14 protein-coding genes and 2 tRNA genes are annotated in these 17,666 nt (G+C 66.0%); 6 read left to right on the top strand and 10 right to left on the bottom strand.

Annotated features, from left to right (window positions below; genetic code table 11):
• Positions 1–484: 484 nt before the first annotated feature.
• From AC6A67_RS06985 to AC6A67_RS06970, 4 genes are all read right to left on the bottom strand, one after another.
• Positions 485–561 (bottom strand) — tRNA-Pro (locus tag AC6A67_RS06985).
• Between the two features lie 427 nt (positions 562–988).
• A complete protein-coding gene (locus tag AC6A67_RS06980; RefSeq protein WP_498035827.1) occupies positions 989–1,273 on the bottom strand; it encodes a hypothetical protein in 285 nt (94 codons plus the stop codon).
• A 180-nt stretch (positions 1,274–1,453) separates the two neighbouring features.
• Positions 1,454–1,603, bottom strand: coding sequence for a hypothetical protein (locus tag AC6A67_RS06975; RefSeq protein ID WP_498035826.1), 150 nt, complete (start codon positions 1,601–1,603; stop codon positions 1,454–1,456).
• A 445-nt stretch (positions 1,604–2,048) separates the two neighbouring features.
• Positions 2,049–2,615 carry an invasion associated locus B family protein gene (locus AC6A67_RS06970; protein ID WP_498035825.1) on the bottom strand — a complete coding sequence of 189 codons (567 nt, stop codon included), beginning with the start codon at positions 2,613–2,615 and terminating at the stop codon, positions 2,049–2,051.
• A gap of 583 nt (positions 2,616–3,198) precedes the next feature.
• Here AC6A67_RS06970 and AC6A67_RS06965 point away from each other — a divergent pair.
• From AC6A67_RS06965 to AC6A67_RS06950, 4 genes are all read left to right on the top strand, one after another.
• The gene (locus tag AC6A67_RS06965) at positions 3,199–3,507 is read left to right on the top strand and encodes an ETC complex I subunit (protein ID WP_498035824.1); all 309 of its coding nucleotides are present in this window, start codon (positions 3,199–3,201) and stop codon (positions 3,505–3,507) included.
• A 249-nt stretch (positions 3,508–3,756) separates the two neighbouring features.
• Positions 3,757–3,833, top strand: a tRNA-Arg gene (locus AC6A67_RS06960).
• A 549-nt stretch (positions 3,834–4,382) separates the two neighbouring features.
• Complete coding sequence (locus AC6A67_RS06955) at positions 4,383–5,744, top strand: efflux RND transporter permease subunit (RefSeq protein ID WP_498035860.1); 1,362 nt, start codon at positions 4,383–4,385, stop codon at positions 5,742–5,744.
• 469 nt (positions 5,745–6,213) lie between these two features.
• The gene (locus tag AC6A67_RS06950; RefSeq protein WP_498035823.1) at positions 6,214–6,855 is read left to right on the top strand and encodes a helix-turn-helix domain-containing protein; all 642 of its coding nucleotides are present in this window, start codon (positions 6,214–6,216) and stop codon (positions 6,853–6,855) included.
• A 297-nt stretch (positions 6,856–7,152) separates the two neighbouring features.
• On the opposite strand, the gene AC6A67_RS06945 is transcribed toward AC6A67_RS06950, so the two are convergent.
• The 4 genes from AC6A67_RS06945 to AC6A67_RS06930 all read right to left on the bottom strand — a co-directional run bounded on the left by AC6A67_RS06945 (position 7,153) and on the right by AC6A67_RS06930 (position 14,005).
• Entirely contained in the window at positions 7,153–10,332 is a 3,180-nt protein-coding gene (locus tag AC6A67_RS06945) for an efflux RND transporter permease subunit (RefSeq protein WP_498035822.1), read from the bottom strand.
• A 7-nt stretch (positions 10,333–10,339) separates the two neighbouring features.
• Positions 10,340–12,112 (bottom strand): efflux RND transporter periplasmic adaptor subunit, encoded by a 1,773-nt coding sequence (locus tag AC6A67_RS06940; protein WP_498035821.1) that lies wholly within the window; start codon positions 12,110–12,112, stop codon positions 10,340–10,342.
• A gap of 57 nt (positions 12,113–12,169) precedes the next feature.
• Positions 12,170–12,583 carry a hypothetical protein gene (locus AC6A67_RS06935; protein WP_498035820.1) on the bottom strand — a complete coding sequence of 138 codons (414 nt, stop codon included), beginning with the start codon at positions 12,581–12,583 and terminating at the stop codon, positions 12,170–12,172.
• 189 nt (positions 12,584–12,772) lie between these two features.
• Positions 12,773–14,005, bottom strand: coding sequence for an MFS transporter (locus tag AC6A67_RS06930; protein ID WP_498035859.1), 1,233 nt, complete (start codon positions 14,003–14,005; stop codon positions 12,773–12,775).
• A 491-nt stretch (positions 14,006–14,496) separates the two neighbouring features.
• Between AC6A67_RS06930 and AC6A67_RS06925 the strand changes: the two genes are divergently transcribed.
• Both AC6A67_RS06925 and AC6A67_RS06920 read left to right on the top strand, forming a co-directional pair.
• A complete protein-coding gene (locus tag AC6A67_RS06925; protein ID WP_498035819.1) occupies positions 14,497–15,006 on the top strand; it encodes a DUF6790 family protein in 510 nt (169 codons plus the stop codon).
• Between the two features lie 154 nt (positions 15,007–15,160).
• Entirely contained in the window at positions 15,161–16,081 is a 921-nt protein-coding gene (locus tag AC6A67_RS06920) for a three-Cys-motif partner protein TcmP (protein ID WP_498035818.1), read from the top strand.
• On the opposite strand, the gene AC6A67_RS06915 is transcribed toward AC6A67_RS06920, so the two are convergent.
• Together AC6A67_RS06915 and AC6A67_RS06910 are read right to left on the bottom strand one after the other, a co-directional pair.
• Positions 16,036–16,788 (bottom strand): DUF5131 family protein, encoded by a 753-nt coding sequence (locus AC6A67_RS06915; RefSeq protein ID WP_498035858.1) that lies wholly within the window; start codon positions 16,786–16,788, stop codon positions 16,036–16,038. The genes AC6A67_RS06920 and AC6A67_RS06915 overlap by 46 nt on opposite strands.
• A gap of 279 nt (positions 16,789–17,067) precedes the next feature.
• Positions 17,068–17,666 (bottom strand): autotransporter domain-containing protein (locus AC6A67_RS06910; protein ID WP_498035817.1); only part of this gene is annotated, 599 nt, incomplete at its 5' end.

The raw sequence follows: 17,666 nt of genomic DNA, 5'->3' as shown, positions 1-17,666 counted from the left end.
TATCCCGCTATCGGACAGGTAGCTTGCGGATGGCCCGCAGTGGTCAGCGCTTCGGTCATGAAGAAAACATGTGGCCGTCGTGCGCTAAAGTCAAGAATCGGACTGTAAAACCGGTGTTTTCCCCGTCCGGCGCAACTAACGACGGGGGTCAGGCCCGCGACGCTGCGTCCGCGCCACCCAGAACCGTCCACCCTGCGTTGCTTTGCCGACCGCGCCAGAACCAGCGCATCGCCCAGCCGGGGACGCAAACCGACACAATGGGCCCGGAAACATCACACTAGGGAGCATCGGGAAAACAGGGGGATGCGGCGAAGCGACTGGGAGCAGGTCCCTTGCGGCAAGAGCGCGGCCAGCCTACAAAAAAAGCGCCCGTTCCACGACCCATGCAGAACGTGACTGGCGCGGTGTGACCTGGTGAGAGGCCGCGGCGCTGCATGGTCCAGCGCCATTACCAGGGTCATGCGACCCATGGTGATTGAGCGAATGGTCGGGGCAGCAGGATTTGAACCTGCGACCCTCTGCTCCCAAAGCAGATGCGCTACCAGGCTGCGCTATGCCCCGACGTGCTCAAAGCCAGTGCTGGATACGGGGATAGGGAGGGGAGTGCAAGAGGCAACTTAGGGCGAAGCGGAAGAATCGGGGGACAACGTGCAACCTTCAGGGGCCGCAGCTCACGAAAACGCGCCCGGGACAGCTCGTGCACCGTACAGATCGTGCACCCTACAGACCATCCACCCTACAGACCGTGCGCCCTCCGTCGGATAGCGCCCGGCGCTGACGCTGACGGCAGGCGTGTCGCCGCCAGATGGTCCGGCGGCCAAAGTCGCTTACGTCGTCGCGCGCCGCCTGCGAGGGCGGGCGTCGACCTCCAGCCGCCGCCACGGGTCGCGGCAGGCGACCGATGTGGCGCCAGGGCATGCTGTGGCGTCAGGGCATGCTGTGGCGGCCCGGCATGCGCCATGACGGCTGGCCATCACGCTAAGGCGGCCTACCTGATGGGCGCCCCGGCATCGTCTTCGTCAGAGCCGCGCCCTGGATCCTCGGTATAGACCACACAGCCTTCGTAGACCGCCGTCTGATCCGGGGAGCGGCGCAGGATGTCCTCGCACTCGGCGGGGGCGCCGACCGCGTGCTGGTCAGCCCAGTCATATCCTGCCTTGTGGCCCGCGCAGCCATCGGTGCACGGGTATCCGCCAAACTGGCGGGCATCGGCTTCGGTCACAGCCAGCGTGACGAATGAGAGTGCGGCGATGGCCGCATAAAAACAACGCATGGAACGAGGCTCTATATGCCAGGTGGACCGGTCGAGGCCGAAGCCCGATCAGATGCAGCCAGCCGGGGGAATCGAAAGGCCACGTTCTGGCATGAAATCCATGCACTGTCCCGGTTCTCAGTGTGTCGAGCGACGCGCCGGATGGGGACGCCCGACAAGCGCACAGATCGGCGCAGTGGGTCAGTCAGCCAGCACCTTCCACGCCCCAAGGCAGGCCACGACCGCCCCGATGACGATGGCGGCGGTGGAATTGTCCATGACCAACTGGACAAACGGAGCAAGCGCTTCCTGCAAGCCAGGGGGCAAACGGTCGAAGAAGGGGATGTTCATCAATGATCCTGAAGAGCCGCGGCGCAAAGGCCAACGCTTCGACAGGTGGTGGCGCGCCCATAGTGGCGCAAGCCCCGAACCCGGCAAAAAGCCTCCGCTGCGGGCGGGCGATTGCATGCACAGGTTCATTGCCAGACTGGCCGTGCATCGCCGGAGCCGACGCGCCGGTCGCAAATGCGCCGTGCCGAAACTTTTAGCGCATTCAGATCAACCGCCATGGCTTGAGCGAGCGCCCCCTCCCGGCGTCGAGACCGAGAGCATGAGCCGGTGCGGAGCGGTCGGTACGTGCGGAAATGCAGCGCGGCGGCCGGATTCCCGCCCGTGTCGGAACCGCCCGCCCGCTTTAATATTGCGGCCTGCCCCAGCTCAAGGGTCCAGACCAAACGCCTGGAGCTCTGGCCGCGCGCACACAGCAGGACCAGCGCGCCAGTTGGTCTCGCCCAGCTTACTTGAGCAGCAGCGCCGCGCGGTCCAGCGCGTCGCCGAAGCCCTTGAGAGAGGCCGCCAGCACGACCGGCTTCTCGCTGTCGGCGGCCACCAGATTGACCTTCAGCTGCTTGGCCTTGCGCATGTTATTGACCTGGGCTGCGTCAATGTTGAGCGGCGCGACGCAGCCCGCCGGCAGGCAGGTGCGGATCGCCGCCGGCGCCAGCGGACGCGCGTCATCGACCTGCAAGGCAGCCCCCTTGGCCAGCAACAGGCCGAACGGCAGCAGCAGCGCGCCTTCCGCGCCCTTGGCGCCTGGCGCCAGCTCAATGGTCATCACCCGCTGCGCGGCGCCGCCCTTGGCCTGCTGCGCCAGTTGCTGCGACACGGCGCAGACCTTTTTCTTCTCAGCGTTGACGCCACAGCTCACCACCCAATCGCCGTGACTTTCACGCACCGACGTGGCGCCGCCCGGGAAAGCGGGCGTTGGCCCGGCGGCGGCCGGGGCGGGGGCGGCGCCCTGCGCCCAGGCGGCGGAGCCGGCGATGAGCGCAACGAGCAGGGCGCCAGAACGAAGCAGAACCATGTGTTTGTTCCTGAAAAATGAGCCTGAAATACATTGACCGCGTACGGTTACATCATGTGTTTAATATGGCCTGCCGCACGTTTCAATGTGATCGTGCCCACCCATACTTGTTTTGTCGCTCGCATACGCCTGTGTGCTTTCACGGCGCCTTGTGCACACCCGCAGCGGCAGCCGCCTAACCTGTTGCAAGAAGCGGGGGCAGGGCGCGGCGACCTGAACAGGCCGCGGCAAGTCGCGTTGCATTAATGCGGGAAGGAAGGCAGCGAGCAACCGGCGAGGCGCCGACAGGAGACGCAGCAAGCAGCGCGACGGAGGGAGCGGCAAGATACGCCGCAAGTGAGCGCGGCAAGGGCTCGCGGCAAGAGGCGCGGCAAGAGGCGCGGCAAGGGCGCGCGACAAGCGCGCGCGGCGAGCCGGCGCAGCCCCTTGCGCCCGTCAGCGCAGCAGCGGCGCTGTCGCAATGATATGGACGCCATGGCTGGCGAATTGTATTTTTGCGGACCAGATGCTAGGCGGGGCGCTGGCGACGTCCGGCGTGGCGTCAGTCGGTTTGATAGAGCCTGGTTTGATTCAGGATGTGCATATGATCGCGCGAATTCTGCAGCCTGCCCGTAATGCGATGCAGTCTGGCAAGGGCAAATCCCGTCGTTGGCTGCTGGCGTTTGACCAGGCCGCCCCGCGTCGGGTGGAGCCGCTGATGGGCTGGACGAGCTCGACCGACACCCGCCAGCAACTGCGCCTGTGGTTTGACAGCAAGGAAGAGGCGGTGGCCTACGCCGAGCGTAACGACATCGCCTATCGCGTTGAAGAGCCTCGCCCGACGCGCCCGCGCCTCAACCCGTCCTATTCTGACAATTTCCGCACCGATCGCCAGGGTCCCTGGACCCACTGACGGCCGGCGCCAGAATGGCGCAAAACACACGACCGCCGGAGCATGCGGTTTGCATGAAGCGGATCGGCCCGGTACATATGACGCCCAATCGGCGTCGCACCGCCCGCGCCGCCAGGGCGTGGCGCCGTCACGCCCCGGCAGCCAGCGGCCGCCCGTGACACTCCCTGGTCGCCGCACAGCGAGACGTGCGCCGACGCAAGCCATCTGACGGCCCTTTAGCCGACTGATGCACACGCAGTCTCGCCAAACGGCCCCGTAGCTCAGCTGGATAGAGCGTCGACCTTCTAAGTCGAATGTCGCAGGTTCGAATCCTGCCGGGGTCGCCAAACACATGATTCCAGCACGCTCCTCGCGCCCTTGCGCGGCAGGAAATCCAGGAAAACCATGGGTTTCCTGTTAACGCGTGTAAACGGCTCTCTCGCGCTTGCGCGAACTTTTGTTGGTATCGCACTCACGCGTGGATGGGCTACCAACAGCAGCGCCTGCCAGGCGTCGCTCCCGGACTAAACGCACCGCGCGTTGGCGCCGGTCCCGTGAAAACCCCTGTAAGCTGTCCGGCACCGGCAGTCGCCTTTGCTGCGTGCACGGCCAGGCAGCAGCGGGCGCAGGCGCGCCGTGCGGCTGGTTGCGCCCCACATTCCTCACACGCAGGTCGTGTGCGGGCCGACATCTGGCTCGCTGGTCAAGAGGCCGAACCCCGTCACCACGCGTGACAAACTGGAGCCCATCTGACCGCGAAAATCACCGCCGACGCTCTTCTTGCAGCATCGCAGCAGCAAGGGCTCTGTGGCCGTCGCTGCGCTGCCCGACCTGCCGCGCCGGCGTGCCGGCCACGATGGTAAAAGGCGGCACGTCCCGTTTGACCAGGCACCCGGCTGCGGGCGCTGGACGGGGTCGCCCATGTCATCGGCGTCGCCGGTATTTCGCCGGTGGATGGCAACGCCACCCTGTACAATGCCGGCATGCTGTATGTGGTGCTGAAACCATGGGACGAGCGCACCACCGCGGCGCTGAAGCTGGCGTCGATTGCAGCCAGGGCCCAGAGCAGCCTGAATGAGATGGACACGGCGGTGGCCCAGGTGCTGACGCCGCCGCCGATCCAGGGCGTGGGCGACGCCTCCGGCTTTAGCATGATGGTGGAAATGCGCGACGGCAGCGTGGATTTCACCGCGCTGCAGGAGGCGGCCGATACGCTGGCGGCCAACGCCAACGCCCAGTCACGGCTCAGCCAGGTCAACGCCACCTTCCAGGGCGCGGTCAAGCAGTTGCGCCTCGAAGTGGACCGCGACAAGGCGGAACGGCTCGGCGTCAGCGTCAACGCGGTGTTCAAGGCGCTGGAGGGCTATGTCGGCTCGTCTTATGTCAACCAGTTCACCAAATATAACACGGTGTTCCAGGTCTATGTGCAGGCCGACGCGGCCTACCGCCTTGAGCCAAAACATATTCTGGCGCTGAAGGTGAAGACAGGCGACGGCGTCATGACGCCGCTGGGCGCGGTGGCTCAGATTGTCGACGACCTCGGCCCGCCGCTGATCACCCTGTACAATCTCTACCCGGCCGCCTCGGTGATGGGCTCGCCGGCCAGCGGCGTCAGCTCTGGCGCCGCCATGACCCTGATGGACAATGTGGCGCGCGCCAGCCTGCCGCCGACCATGGGCGCCGAATGGACCGACATGTCGTATCAGGAGCAGGTGGTCGGCGACCAGATCTACTGGATCTTCGGCATTGCGCTGTTGCTGGTCTATTTCGTGCTGGCCGCACAATATGAAAACTGGGTGCAACCGCTGGCGGTGATCCTGACCGTGCCCATGGCGCTGGTCGGCGTGGTGGCGACCCTCACCGCCCTCGGCATGTCGAACGATCTCTACACGCAGATCGGCGTGGTGTCGCTGATCGCCCTGGCCGCCAAGAACGCCATTCTCATCGTGGAATATGCCCGCGAGATGCAACAGCATGGCATGGATGCGCCCACTGCGGCGGTGGAGGCGGCGCGACTGCGCTTTCGCCCGATCCTGATGACGTCGTTCGCCTTCATTCTCGGCATGGTCCCGCTGGCCACCGCCACAGGCGCCGGCTCGGGCGCCCGGGTGTCGCTGGGCGTGGCCGTGGTCAGCGGCATGCTGTCGGCGACGGTGCTGGCGGTGCTGCTGACGCCGGTGTTCTACGCTGTGCTGGAACAATTGCGCGCCGCATTTGGCAGGCGCGGACGCAAGCAGGCGGCGTCCGCCTCCTCATGAAGGCGCGGCCCTGAACTGGCGGCGGGTGGTTCAGGGCAGGGGGCGCGCGCATCTGTGCGATTTGTCGGAGGCGGGTTTCGGTCGCCTGATACCAGGATGCGAAGATGCTGACGCATCCGCATCCTGAAATGCTCAGGCGCCGCACGGGCTTGGCCAGACCCCGATCTATCACGCTCAGCTGGTTCTGATATGATACATTTGTGCACCCACGCTGTGTCGATCTGCGGGCCATCTGCGCAGCCACGGCACTGATCCGCTGCGCCGCGCGAGCGACATTGCAAATATTCTGACAAATTGCGCCGCTATGTTGTCGGCATTACTTGAAATATCCAGCGCTTGCATGAATTGTATTTCCGCAGCGCCAGCGGCCGCCTGAGACAGATGCGATGTCTTACGGTTGACGCCAGTGCGGGGCCGGGGCGGGGGCGTCCGGGCGCCTGGATGGCTGCAGCCGGGGCTGGGGGGGCCGATGCGATTAATCCGTAAGCCGGTGCTGACCGGCAGTCAGGCCAGCGAAGCGCAGCGCTTTGGCGCGCGCCTCAAATCCTGGCGCAAACTGAACAGCCTGAAGCAGGAGACGCTGGCGCAGATGCTGGGCGTGTCGCAACCTGCCATCGCCCGCTGGGAGAGCGGCGTCGACCAGCCCTCGGCAGAGCGCATGCAGCGGCTGCAGGGGCTCATGGCCCGCACCATGCGTGATGAGCTGACGCTCGAGCGCCTGTTCATCCAGCGACAGGCCGCCATCCGGGCGCTGTTCGATTATGACGGCGTGCGAATGCTGGCGATCTCGGAAGGCTTTCGGAAGGTCTGGCCAGAATTCGCCACCCTGATCGACGTGCCGCTCGTCGACCATATGGTGGGAGAGGTGCAGCAACTGATCCATGACGCTGATCTCAGGCAGCAAATCCGCGACGGCAATTTGGGCATCGTCACGGGCGTGAGCCAACGACACGCCGCGCATGAGTTCGACGTGGAAATCCGCCACCGCTGGCACGTCTGCTTCCGCCAATATGGGCCACGCATTCTCGCCGACATGGTCTACGAACCCTGCGAGCCTGATGCCCCAACGGGCATCACCGAGCTGGTGCATCTCGACAGCCTGAGGATCTGAGGCGCCTGGGGCGGTTTCTGCCTGGCATGCCGATGTCCTGCCTCTGCCGCTAACCAGTTCTGGTTAAGCCCGTGCGGCGCCTGAGCATTTCAGGATGCGGATGCGTCAGCATCTTCGTATCCTGGTATCAGGCGAGGCTTGGGCCGCATCCGGTTCGCAGTAGCACCATGGCCGACACGAAGGGTAGCCGCGATGGCGCGCCAGCAGGCCGTCGCACTGCTTGCTGTCCGCTGCTGGACGTCGTTCCCGCCAGGTCGGGCGGCCCGTCGCCGCACGTGGACGGCGACGGGCCTCGCTTCAGTAGATCGGCGGCGCGAGGCGAGGCTCCGCCGGCGCTTGCGCCCGATCCTGGCCAAATTGCGCCCGATCCTGTGCAACAGCCTCAGGCGTCGTCAGGTTCTGCGCCGCCTTGCGGGCGAAGCGGTAGAACAGGGCGGGAGTGATGATGGCGTCGAGCAGGGTGGCCGAGATCAGCCCGCCAAACATCGTCACCGCCACCGGGTGCAGGATCTCCGCCCCTGGCGCGCCCTTCAGCATGATCAGCGGAACCAGCGCCAGCGCGGCGGAGCAGGCGGTGAGCAGCACCGGCGTCAGCCGGTCTAGCGAGCCCTCCACCACCGTGCGCACGCCCATCAGCCGTCCGCCCGAGGCGATCATGTTGAGGTAATGGCTGATCTTGAGGATGCTGTTGCGGGTGCAGATGCCGGCCAAAGCGATGAAGCCCACCGCCGCGGCGACGGAGAAATCGAGGCCAGCCAGCTTCAGGGCGACGACGCCGCCGACGAATGACAACGGGATGTTGAACATCACGACGCCAACCAGCACCGCCGAGCGATACTTGCGATACAGGATCAGCATGATCGCCAGCAGCGAGGCGAGGCTCATGGCCAGCATCACCTGCAGGCCGCGTACGGACGCCTGATAGGTTCCATCCATGGCCACGCGATAGCCAGGCGGCAGGCGCAGCGTCTCAAGTTCCGCCGCAATGGCGGCGCTGACCTCGGCGAGGCTGCGCTCCCCGGAGAGATTGCCATAGACGATGGACCGGCGCATGCCGTTGTCGCGGTAGATAACGCCAGGGCCAACCCCAACATGCACCTCGGCCAGTACGCTGAGCGGCACGGCGCCTCGTGGCGTCTGGATCAGCATCTCGCGCAAGCTGGTCAGGCTGCGGTCCTCATCGCGGGCCTTAACGGTGACGTTAAAGGCGCGCTCGCCGTCGTAGATGCGCGCCACATCCTGTCCGGCCATCAGGATTTGCGCCTGTTCCAGCACCTGTTGCGCGCGCACGCCGTGGGCGCGGGCCACATCGGCGCGCACGGACACGGATATTTGCGGCGACGCCGCCTGCCGCTCCACCTGTACGTCGGTAAGGCCACTGACGCTGGCGAGCCTGACGCGGAGATCTTCCGCCTGGCTTTCCAGAACGTTGAGGTCCGGACCATAGAGCTTCACCGAGACCGCCGCGCGCACGCCGGACAACATGTGTTCGATACGATGGGTGATCGGCTGGCCCAGCACGATGTCGGACGGCAGGCCGGCCAGTTGCGCCCGCAGCGCCGCCAGCACCTCGGGCATGGGGCGATGGTCGGGCCTGAGGCGCACGTCGATCTCCGAGGCATGCACGCCCTCGGCGTGCAGATCGCCCTCGGCGCGCCCGGTCTTACGCCCCACCGAGGCGACGTCTGGGACCTTGAGGATCAACCGCTCGGCGAGGGCGCCGACGTGGCTGGCGGCCTTCAGCGACGAGCCTGGCGCCAGTCGCACGCCGACGAGGATGGTGCCCTCATTAAAGCCTGGCAGAAACGTCCGCGGCAGCGACAGCAGACCGGCGACGCCAGCCGCGGCCACCAGCACGGCGACCACCGCCACAGCGCCAGAATGGCGGAGCGCCGTAACCGTGCCTGCCCGGGCCAGCGCCTTGATCCGCCCCAGCAACCAGCCGTCGCCCTTGTCGGCCAGCTGGGCCGCCCGCTGCGGCAGCAGCCAGTAGCACAGGGCCGGCGTCAGCGTGACTGACACCACCAGCGAGGCGGCGATGGCGACGATATAGGCCAGCGCCAGCGGCAGGAACAGCCGGCCTTCCAGCCCCGGCATGAACAGCAGCGGAATGAACACCACCACGACGATCGCGGTTGCATAGACGATCCCCGATCGCACCTCCTGGCTGGCCTCGACGATCACCGCCATCACCGGCCGCGGCTGGCTGAGGCGCACATTCTGCTTGAGCTTCTGGATGACATTCTCAACGTCGACCACGGCGTCATCCACCAGTTCGCCCACGGCGATGGCAACGCCGCCAAGCGTCATGGTGTTGATCGACAGGCCGAGAAAATGAAAGATCACCAGCGACAGGGCCAGCGACATCGGCAGCGCCGCCAGCGAGATCACGCTCGCCCGCAGGCTGCGCAGAAACACGATCAGCACCACCGCCACGACCAGCGCCGCCTTCAGCACCACAAACAGCAGATTGTCGACGGAGACATTGATGAAATCCGCCTGGCGAAACTGCACCTGGTCGAGCCTGACGCCCGTGGGGGCGGCTTTCTGGGCCTCGGCCAGCAGGGTTTCGATCTGGCGGGTGAGGGTGAGCGTGTCGGCGGCGGGCTGTTTGGATATGGAGACGATCACAGCGGGTTGGCCATTGTAGCCGGCGTCGCCACGCCGCGTCCGCGCCGAGAACGCCACCTCGGCCACCTGCTGCAACAGGATGGTCTCGCCGCTGGCGACGCCGATCGGCAGCTGGCGCAGATCGTCAAGCTCCATGCTGTGGCCAACCAGCCGCAGGATGTGCTCCTGGCCGCTGTCGTCGATGAAGCCGCCGCTATTATTGGCGGCGAAGCGCCGCAATGCGGTGGTGATGTCATCGAGGCCCAGCCCATAAGCGGTGAGGGCTGCGACGTTTGGCGCGACGCCGAACTGCCGCACCGCGCCGCCGATGATGCTGACCGAGGCGACGCCGGGCACGGCCAGCAATTGCGGCTTCAGCTCGAAATCGGCGATCTCGCGCAGCTTCATGCGGTCCCAGACGGCGCTGTCGCTGGTCAGCGCCACCAGCATGATCTCGCCCATGATCGAGGTGGCGGGCGCGATCATCGGCACGACGCCAGCCGGCAGGCTCGCCTGCAGCGTCGTCATGCGTTCGCTGACGCGGAGCCTCGCGAGGGAGGCGTCTTCACTCCAGTCAAACTCGGCGTTGACGATGGCGTAGCCTGTGCCGGAGGTGGAGCGCACCATGGTGACGCCGGTGACGCCGCGCAGCACGTTCTCGATGGGGCGGGTGACGAGACGTTCGACCTCTTCCGGGGCAAGCCCGGCGGTCTCGGACATGATGGTGACGGTGGGCCGGGTCAGATCCGGCAGCACGTCGACAGGCGTGCGAGCAAACAGCCACGCGCCATAGGCCAGCATGCCAAGCGCCGCGAGCAGCACCAGCGCCCGGCTTTGCAGGCTGTGTCGGACAATCAGAGCAAACATGGCGGCCTCACCGGATCTGGTTGAGCAGGTGGGCGGGCGTGGTGACGATGCGGGCGCCGTCAGCGACGCCGCTCAGGGCCACAAAGCTCTGGCTGTCGGCGTAGTCGCCGACAATCACGCGCATGGTGAAATGCTCGGGCGCCGTGTGCTCATAGACCACTGGCAAACCGCTGGCGTTGCGCGTGACGGCGGCGGCGGGAATGGCGACGCCGCGCAGCGTCTCGGCCAGGCTGGCGACCACCTGCACCAGCGCACCTGGCGCCGGCAGGGCGCCGTCGCCGCGCATGGCGAAGCTGATCTGTCGCGCGCCCGACGCCAGCATCGGCGAAGCGGCGACCGGCGTCAGGCTGATGGCGGAGGCTGGAGTGGAAGAACCAATACCGGCGGAGGCAAAAGTGGCGGTTTGGCCAGCTGACGGCGCCAGCGCCCCGCCGGTGAAGGCCGCAAGGTCGCGTCCGGCGACATCACGCGCCTCGACCCAGACCTGGCCATCCTTGAGGATCTGCAACACGGTCTGATTGGGGTCGACAACGCCGCCAGCGCTGACATTCACGGTGGCGATGACCCCATCGGCCTCGGCGATCAGCTGCTCGGTCGCCGCCGCCTGGCCGCGCACCCGGGCGAGCCGCTGCTGCAGCGATTGCAGGTCTGTCTCCAGATCGCGCACCTGGGCCTCGGGCGCCGCGGCGCGGGCGGCGAGGGTGGTGAGGCGGCGCAGGCGCTGCGCGGTGGTGGCGATCTGCTGTTCGATTTCAGCAATGGTGGCGGCGATGGTGGTCGCGTCAGCTGCATTGATGGTCGGCGTCACCACCGCCAACAATTGCCCGCGCGTGACCTTCATACCGACATGCGGGAAGCTGTCGCCAGCGGCGCTGACCCGACCGCCTCTGACGCTGTGCATGGACAGTAGCGCCGTGGGCGCGGCGATCACCCGGCCATCGAGACGCACACGGCGGGCGACATCGGCCGCATGGACCTGAATGGTGCGGACTGACAGCAGACGCTGGGTGGGCTTTGGCACGAACACCACGCCGCCGGTGAGGCGCCGGGGCGCGTCGCTGGTCGTCGCCGGGGCCGCGTCGTGCGAATGGCCTTCTCCGCCTGGGCCAGCGACAGCGGGCCGCGCGCAGATCAGCGGCACAGCGGCGAGCAGCGCAAGGGCGACCGCCAATGCCCGACGCCTGCCGGAGCGTCGCCCCAGTCCATAGGCAAGCGCAAGGCTGCCAAGGGCCAGCAGTCCAGCGGTCGTGGCCAGCGGCCAGCTGGCTCCCAGGATCGCATGATCGTGGCTGTGGTCTGCTGCGCCAGCATGCCCCTGCGCCGCAGGATCGGCGAAGGCGCCGGTGACCACCTCCTCCTCGCCAGCGGCGGCGACGCTGATGCTGATTTCGCGCCCGGCTAGATCGGCGGGTTTCAGCTGGCTGAGATAGACATCGTCGCGCGCCGTGGCTGGCGCGGGGCGGGCATCGCCAGCCTTGATCGAGACCTGGGCGTCGGTGATGGGGACGTTGTCGCTGAGCCGGTCGACATAGATGCGCAGCCCCTCATCAGAGGCGATGGCGACCACGTCGAACAGATGTCCACGGAGGCTGAGGCGCGGGGCGGCGCCACGGACGGCGGGACCTGCGTCGTGGCTGTGGCCGGGGTCGGCGAGGGCGGGCGAGGCGACAGGCGATAGCAGGGCGACGGGCGCCAGCGCTTGCGCGCCGAGCAGGCATGCGCCGCTGAACGCGTGCATGAAGGCGCAGCGCAGGCGCAGGCCAGAGAGGTGGCGAGACATGAAAATAGCTCCGGGAGCACAGCAATCTGGCGCCGCGCGGCGGCGCCGTGACTGAGGTCAGGCTCTCGGAGGCTTGTCGAAGGCGAGCGGGCCGGCGGAGGCCCCGGTTTCCTGCACCACGGCGCGCACGACCCTGCTGTGATCGGTACGTGGCGGCAGTTGATGATGACGCTCAACGAACAGCGACACATGCACGTGCAGGGTGTGGATGCAGGCGTCGCCGGTCCTGGCGTCCGCCCTGTCGTCATCGCCAGCCGCCGCTTTGGTTGCGCCGGGGGCGCTATCGACGTGCTGCGCACGCTCCGCCTCGCACTGGTGGCAAGGCAGGTGATCATGGGGAGCGGTGACGTGAACGGCGGCGGGGCCCTGGCTGTGAGCGCCAGCCGCATGCGCATCGGTCCTGCCCCACAGGGCGGTGGCGGCCAGCAGCACGGCGGCGACGACAAACGTCACCGTCCATAGCTTCAGCACTGAATGCCGCAACGCGCGCAAAATGGCAGGCCTCAAACCGACGAGCAGACGCTCAGAATATCACCACCAGCGAACGGCGACAACGGCTGGGCAGGCCAGGCGAACCTTGGGTAACCCCGACGCAAGCGCCAGGGCCTGCAGGATCGCCAGAAGCGCCTGGCCGCGCGTCAGGCCGCGCATCTGCCGCCATCAGGCTGGCCGCAGCTCTGGCGGCTTCGAGGGTCTGGCGATGGCGAAGGCGATTTGCACGACGCCGCCGGTGAGGCCGAGGGCGACGCCGATCCGCCAGGCCATGTCATAGGAGCCGAGCGCGTCATAGAGCAGGCCGCCGCCAAAGGCCCCGAGGAAGCTGCCGAGCTGGTGCACCATGAACGACAGTCCCTGGATCATCGCCTGCCAGCGCAGACCGAACATCTCCGCCACCGCGCCTGCCGCCAGCGGGCTGACGCCGAGCCAGAGGAAGCCCATGATCGCCCCGAACAGCAATGTTGAGCCAGGCGTCGGCGGCGTGACGAAATACCAGGCGAGGGCCATTGAGCGCAGCACATAGATCAGCCCGAGCAGCGCCAGCTTGTTCCAGCGCTGGCCAGCCCAGCCGAAAAACAGGCTGCCGAGCACGTTGAAGCCGCCGATCATCCCAAGCGTCTGGGCGCTCAGCATCGGGTCCATGCCGCACAACATCAGATAGGACGGCAGATGCGTGGTCAAAAACACCAGCTGCATGCCGCAGACCATGAAAGCGACGCTCATCACCACAAACGACAGATTGCTGTAGGCGATGCGCACCACGGTGAACGGGCTGACGGCGCCCAACTCATTGGCGGCAGGTTTCGGCAAGGGGATTTTGTCGACGCGACCAGCGTACCAGCTGGCCGGGATCATCAGCAGCGACAGCACGACAAAGCCAATGAGGCCAGCACGCCAGCCGAAGCCATCGCTCAGCCATTGCCCCAATGGCGCCGCGACCAGCGCGCCAAGTGAACCGGCGGCCGAAACGATGCCGAGCACCGTGGAGCGCACGCTCTCAGGCACGGCGCGGGTGGCCACCGCCATGCCGAGACCGGTGGCGGTGCAGGCCAGCGACGCGCCGATCAGCAGGCCCGCGCCAAGCGTGACGCTGATCATGCCCTGGGCGGCGGCCAGCAAGGCGAGGCCTGCGACATACAGCAACGAGCCGAACACCATGATCGCGCGGAAGCCGTAGCGCACGGTAAGGGCGCCGGCCACCGGCTGCAGGAAGCCCCAGGCCAGGTTTTGCACCGCCACCGCCAAAGTGAAGTCCGACACGGTGATGCCGATGTCGCGCGTCAGCGGCTGCATGAAAATGCCAAGGCTCTGACGCAGGCCCATGCTCAGGGTCAGCATCAGCGAGGCGCCGATCAGGATAGGCAAGGTGGGCCGGATGATCTGTAACAGCGCCAGCATATAGCCCCTCCCCAGGGTATCCGCAGCCATCGCCGACCGGTCCGGCGATCGCTCGAACGGACGCCGGAACGGATTCCATCTGCGTCCTGACGCCAAATTCGCCATCGCCTGACCGTCGCGCCCCGCCGATGGCGTGGGCCTGGCGGATGCACACATCAAAGCCACGTCGCAGGGTTTGCGTCCGTTGTCGTTCCGCCAGCATGCATTGCCGCGGTGACGACACAACGCCTTAATTTGCAGGGGAGTAGCGCGCCCAGGGCAGGGCGCGTCCGCTCAGCTCCTGCTCTCAGGGGCCCGCGCTTTGCGGCATGCGTCGCCCCAGCGGCGCGTTGTCCGGGGACCGCAGGTTAGACGCGCAATGTCAGGGCGGCGTGGCGCTGTCGTAGCCTGCCGCAGCAGACGTCGCTGACCTTCAGTATTTTTGTAAAACCAGCTTCAACAGGCTGCAAATCTACGGCAAGCTGGCATGGTCGTGACGGGGGAATCGGATGCGCGACCTTATCGTATTTGTGCTGTCAAACTTCACGCTGAGCTTTCTGCTGCTCGGGTTGATCTGTGCGCTAGTCTCGCTGGCCATGGCGCCGAAGCCGCTACGAGGCGTAACAGTGGCGGAGACGCTGCTGTTCTACTTCCTGTTATTTGGCATTGGCGTCACTTATTTTTACAATTTTGTCATGCACACCGCGTTCAGCGCCATGGCGGCGCGGTTCATCGGCTGGGCTGACAGCCCGTTCCAGCAGGAGGTTGGCTTCGCCAGCCTGGGCTTCGCCCTTGTTGGCCTGCTCGCCTGCTGGCGCAGCGCCGACATGCGCTTCGCCGCCGTGCTCGGCCCCGCCTGTTTCCTGTGGGGCGCCGCAGGCGTGCACATCCATGCCATGATCACCACCGGCAATTACGCCCCCGGCAACGCCGGGGTGATTTTCTGGACAGATATTCTGGTTCCGGTCGCCGGTTTCGTGCTGCTGTGGCTGCGTTATGGGGGCAGGCGGGCTGGCTGAGCGGTCTACGGATTGTTCGGTCCTCCAGTGCTATTGTCGGATGGCCTGCGTTTTATTTTAAGTTTCAGATTTTTAGTTCGATACTGTCTATTTTTATATTACATGTATGAAAATCTGTTTATATTGATGTCGGTTGGATTGTCGCTGGGGGGGCATGTCCGGGCATGTGTTTGGTGGGCCAGATACTGAAGTGAAGCTTGGTTGTTTGCGCGATTATCTGGCCGCATATTCTATCGCGCTGAAAAACACTGGCTTCAGAACGCTCTACATTGATGCATTTGCGGGCTCAGGATCCCGGACAGAGGTCCGGCCTCATCTGCCGCTGTTGCAGGACGCCGGAGCACAGAGCGAAATTGTCACCACCCCTGGCTCTGCCGCCATCGCTTTGGCGACGGAGCCGCCGCTCGGGGATATGTTCTTTATTGAACAGGATGCCGGCAGGCGTGCGGAACTCGCGTGCGTCCGCGCGCGCCATCCTGACCGCACGATCCATATTCTTGATGGCGACGCCAATGAGCGCGTGCGGGAGATTTGCGCGCGCACACCATGGCGAGGGGGCGGCGCAAACCGGCGCGGCGTGCGTGGGGTGATCTTCCTCGATCCCTACGGCATGGAGGTCGACTGGACGACCGTGGAGGCCATAGCCCGCACGCAAGCGCTGGATTGCTGGTATTTTTTTCCGCTGTCAGGGCTGTATCGCAATGCGCCGCACGATCCACGCCACCTCGACGCCGGCAAGCAGGCGAAGCTCGACCGTGTGCTCGGGGAGCGCGCCTGGCGGGATCGTTGGTGGGCCGGCGGGGAGCCTGATATGGGCGATCTGTTTGGCGATCCGGTCATGGAGACCCGGCGCGCTTCGGTGAACGCTATCGAAACCTATGTAAGCGAGCGCCTTGGCTCAGTGTTCAAGGGTGGCGTTCTGGCTCCCCTGCGATTGCATCACCGCAATGGGCCGCCCATGGCGTCGCTGTTTTTCGCAATCGCTAACCCACATCCCAAGGCGGCGCCGGTGGCCAGGAGAATCGCCGCTCACATTCTTAATTCGGGCAGGTCATCCCAGAGACGGCCGCGATAGACCCGCCCCGCCGCCTTCTTTTGTGGGCCGCCCCACTGCTTGAAGAAGAACGCTGCATCGACCGCGAGGCACTGCTGGAATATTTCATCGATCCATTGCGGATTGAGCGGGCGCGCGCCAGGGCCGCTTTCACCTCCCACGATAGCCCAGTGGATGCCGGTGAGGTCGCCGCCCGCGACGGAGCCAATCAGCGGCTCGTAGGACACAAAACGGATGGCCGCTGGCGTTGCGCGCAGGGCGTCAAGCCTGTGCAAGGCTGCGCTATCCTCCACGCTGGCGCCTAGCCACACATTGGGCAGAATCTGGAATTGCGCAGTGGCCAGAATGGCCGCCATTCGTTCTGGCCGCTTGGTCAGGATCTGGTAGGTGTGCCGTGGCGTGGCCTGCATGGTTCGCCACACTTCGGCGATGAAATCAGTCGGCACGTCCGGGTGAAACAGGTCTGACATCGAATTGACGAACACGCGCCGCGGCTTCTTCCATGTGTGGGGAAGGGCGAGACTGGCCTCGTCCAGGCTTAACGCGCCGGTCCATTTGGCGCGGCCGCCGCTCTTGCGCGTCAACCCCGCATATTTTTTCACGCCCATCGCCTCAAGGCGCGCGGCCATGCGCATGGCGTAGCAGTTGGTGCAACCAGCCGACACGATCGTGCAGCCCGCTACCGGATTCCATGTCGTGTCTGTCCACTCGATGGATGTGCTCGCCATGAGCCTCTCCGCCCGGCCGGCTTGCGCATGCTTGCCGCCAATGGGGGGACTGTGTCCGAGTCGTGCGGCCCCGTCCAGGCTCACTGGATGCGTGGAGCTGATTTCACGGCAGGCCGTGGCGGATGCGTCGCAGTCGCCGGAGTAGCCCCCCGGTGACGCGAGAAAGGTTGCGAGGCCGGCGGGCTAAAATAACGGCAGACGATACCTGGCGCCTCCCGGCCCCTGGCGAATTGCCCCAGGACCGGGAGGTCATCTGGATACGGGCACAGGTAGCCCGTCTCACCAATTGACGCGGACGCCGATCTTGCCGCTCCAGGCGTCGTAGTCGCCGCCGCGGCCGAAGTTGTAGCCGGCGTTGGCGTAGACGGCGACGGCGCCGTTCAGTTGCGCGGTGACGCCAGCGTCGAGCTGCGCCCAGGCGCCCTGGGTGTCGGAGCGGAATGGCAACGCGCCGTCGCTGGCGGCGAACCAGGCACGCGGCGTGCCCATGAACTCATGCCAGAGATTGGCGCGCGCCCAGATAGTGATCCGCTGTGGCCCAAAGGCGCCGTCCAGCGCCCAGCTGCGCGACAGCCGCGCGCCGATCCGACCGGCCAGCGAGTGGATGTCGCTGAAGCGCACCTGGGCCGCGCCATCGCTGGCGGCGTCGAGCCAGATGCTCTGCCAGGTGAGCTGCGCCTGCGGCTCGATGCTCCAGCCGCCGCCGAGCGCCAATGGATAGCCAGCTTCAAGCGATGCGCCAAGGCCAGCGCCATCTGGCGACAGCTGCATCATCCGGCTTGAGCTGGCGGTGGCGTCGAGCCATGTGCCCTGGACGAGCGCATCCACATACCAGCCGCTGGCGCCATAATGCGTCCAATAGGCGCCCAGCGTCTGCG

The sequence above is a fragment of the Camelimonas sp. FR25 genome, from assembly GCF_059740505.1.
The sequence above is the reverse complement of the archived record's forward strand: the minus strand, read 5'-3'. Positions and strand labels throughout refer to the sequence as shown.